2 rRNA genes are annotated in these 3,507 nt (G+C 50.5%); both read left to right on the forward strand.

Annotated elements, in window-relative coordinates:
• Positions 1-280 precede the first annotated feature (280 nt).
• Positions 281-3,161, forward strand: a 23S ribosomal RNA gene (locus tag OOZ63_RS28690).
• 227 nt (positions 3,162-3,388) lie between these two features.
• Positions 3,389-3,501 (forward strand): 5S ribosomal RNA (rrf, locus tag OOZ63_RS28695).
• Positions 3,502-3,507: the final 6 nt, after the last annotated feature.

Here is a 3,507-nt window from a genome sequence, read left to right on the forward strand (position 1 = left end):
GGGGTTGTTGTGGTTTGTCAGTCAATATTGGCTGTTGTTCTTTAACAATTTGTAGAGTCGAATCAGCGTTGTCGACGGAAAGTTCAGTTCTTTGTAAAGGGGCTGGACACCGTGCCGTCGGCAACATTTTGATTGCGTCAACATAGACTTCAACTGAGCAAGAAATTGTTTAGGTATGAAGAACGGCGTAACGCGTGAATACTCAATAACGTATGGACCGATGAAACGGGTCTGTACGAGTTCTTGACCGACAGTGCAGTCAGCGCTGTCAAAGTTATAGGGTCAAGTGACTAAGTGCATGTGGTGGATGCCTAGGCGATTACAGGCGACGAAGGACGTGATAGCCTGCGATAAGCTTCGGGGAGCTGGCAAATTAGCTTTGATCCGGAGATTTCCGAATGGGGAAACCCACCCCGCGAGGGGTAACGCATACTGAATACATAGGTATGCGTGGCGAACCGGGTGAACTGAAACATCTCAGTAGCTCGAGGAAAAGACATCAACCGAGATTCCGAAAGTAGTGGCGAGCGAAATCGGAGTAGCCCTTGCGTTTTAGCAGTTGGCATATCAGAACGGAATGGAAAGTCCGGCCATAGCGGGTGATAGCCCCGTATGAAAAATGTTGATTGTGGAACTAAGCGCAAATAGAGTAGGGCGGGACACGTGAAATCCTGTCTGAATATGGGGGGACCATCCTCCAAGGCTAAATACTCGTAATCGACCGATAGTGAACTAGTACCGTGAGGGAAAGGCGAAAAGAACCCCGGGAGGGGAGTGAAATAGATCCTGAAACCGCATGCATACAAAAAGTAGGAGCCCGCAAGGGTGACTGCGTACCTTTTGTATAATGGGTCAGCGACTTACATTCAGTGGCGAGGTTAACCGAATAGGGAAGCCGTAGAGAAATCGAGTCCGAATAGGGCGAATTAGTCGCTGGGTGTAGACCCGAAACCAAGTGATCTATCCATGGCCAGGATGAAGGTACCGTAACAGGTGCTGGAGGTCCGAACCGACTAATGTTGCAAAATTAGCGGATGAGCTGTGGATAGGGGTGAAAGGCTAAACAAACTTGGAAATAGCTGGTTCTCTCCGAAAACTATTTAGGTAGTGCCTCAAGTATTACCATCGGGGGTAGAGCACTGTTATGGCTAGGGGGTCATGGCGACTTACCAAACCATTGCAAACTCCGAATACCGATGAGTACAGCTTGGGAGACAGAGCACCGGGTGCTAACGTCCGGACTCAAGAGGGAAACAACCCAGACCGCCAGCTAAGGTCCCCAAAATTGGCTAAGTGGGAAACGAAGTGGGAAGGCTAAAACAGTCAGGATGTTGGCTTAGAAGCAGCCATCATTTAAAGAAAGCGTAATAGCTCACTGATCGAGTCGTCCTGCGCGGAAGATGTAACGGGGCTAAGCCAGTTACCGAAGCTGCGGATGTGCAATTTATTGCACGTGGTAGGAGAGCGTTCTGTAAGCCTGTGAAGGTGGGTTGTGAAGCCTGCTGGAGGTATCAGAAGTGCGAATGCTGACATGAGTAGCGTTAAAGGGGGTGAAAAGCCCCCTCGCCGAAAGCGCAAGGTTTCCTACGCAACGTTCATCGGCGTAGGGTGAGTCGGCCCCTAAGGCGAGGCAGAGATGCGTAGCTGATGGGAAACAGGTAAATATTCCTGTACCGATCTGTAATGCGATGTGGGGACGGAGAAGGTTAGCTCAGCCGGGTGTTGGATGTCCCGGTTCAAGCGTGTAGTCGTGCTCTTTAGGCAAATCCGGAGAGCTTAGATGAGGCGTGATAACGAGTCTGCTTGCAGACGAAGTGAGTGATACCCTGCTTCCAGGAAAAGCCACTAAGCTTCAGTTACAGATTGACCGTACCGCAAACCGACACTGGTGCGCGAGATGAGTATTCTAAGGCGCTTGAGAGAACTCTGGAGAAGGAACTCGGCAAATTGACACCGTAACTTCGGAAGAAGGTGTGCCTCTAGTCAGTGAACCATTTACTTGGGGAGCTAAATGAGGCCGCAGAGAATCGGTGGCTGCGACTGTTTATTAAAAACACAGCACTCTGCAAAGACGAAAGTCGACGTATAGGGTGTGACGCCTGCCCGGTGCTGGAAGATTAAATGATGGGGTGCAAGCTCTTGACTGAAGTCCCAGTAAACGGCGGCCGTAACTATAACGGTCCTAAGGTAGCGAAATTCCTTGTCGGGTAAGTTCCGACCTGCACGAATGGCGTAACGATGGCCACACTGTCTCCTCCAGAGACTCAGCGAAGTTGAAATGTTTGTGATGATGCAATCTCCCCGCGGAAAGACGGAAAGACCCCATGAACCTTTACTGTAGCTTTACATTGGACTTTGAACAGATCTGTGTAGGATAGGTGGGAGGCTTTGAAGTAGGGACGCTAGTTTCTATGGAGCCAACGTTGAAATACCACCCTGGTGTGTTTGAGGTTCTAACCTTGTCCCGTTATCCGGGATGGGGACAGTGTATGGTGGGCAGTTTGACTGGGGCGGTCTCCTCCCAAAGTGTAACGGAGGAGTTCGAAGGTACGCTAAATACGGTCGGAAATCGTGTTGATAGTGCATTGGCATAAGCGTGCTTGACTGCGAGACTGACAAGTCGAGCAGGTACGAAAGTAGGACAAAGTGATCCGGTGGTTCTGTATGGAAGGGCCATCGCTCAACGGATAAAAGGTACTCTGGGGATAACAGGCTGATACCGCCCAAGAGTTCATATCGACGGCGGTGTTTGGCACCTCGATGTCGGCTCATCTCATCCTGGGGCTGTAGCCGGTCCCAAGGGTATGGCTGTTCGCCATTTAAAGAGGTACGTGAGCTGGGTTTAAAACGTCGTGAGACAGTTTGGTCCCTATCTTCCGTGGGCGCTGCAAGATTGAGAGAGCCTGCTCCTAGTACGAGAGGACCGGAGTGGACGCACCTCTGGTGTATCGGTTGTCACGCCAGTGGCATCGCCGAGTAGCTAAGTGCGGAAGAGATAACCGCTGAAAGCATCTAAGCGGGAAACTCGTCTCAAGATGAGTCTTGCCGGGGCCTTGAGCCCCCTGAAGGGTCGTTCGAGACCAGGACGTTGATAGGCTGGGTGTGGAAGCGCAGTAATGCGTTAAGCTAACCAGTACTAATTGCCCGTGAGGCTTGACCCTATAACTTTGACAGTTCAAGCGATGGAAACATCACTGAACTCGTGCAAGGACTATTGAGTAGTCAAACCGTTATACCGTTCTTCAGAAGTCTGTTCATTGACTTGAACACTTGAACGCAATCAAAATCAAAGCTGATTCGACGCGCAGTACACCAAAACTTGGTATACTGCGCAGCTCTACAAATTGGGTGTCTTGTTCAGCGTTGAACAAGTCGCCAACCAGTCAAGCCTGATGACCATAGCGAGTTGGTCCCACTCCTTCCCATCCCGAACAGGACAGTGAAATGACTCAGCGCCGATGATAGTGCGGATTCCCGTGTGAAAGTAGGTCATCGTCAGGCTAATAT

The sequence above is a fragment of the Paucibacter sp. PLA-PC-4 genome (genome assembly GCF_026241155.1).
In the GTDB taxonomy this organism is placed as follows: domain Bacteria; phylum Pseudomonadota; class Gammaproteobacteria; order Burkholderiales; family Burkholderiaceae_C; genus Roseateles_E.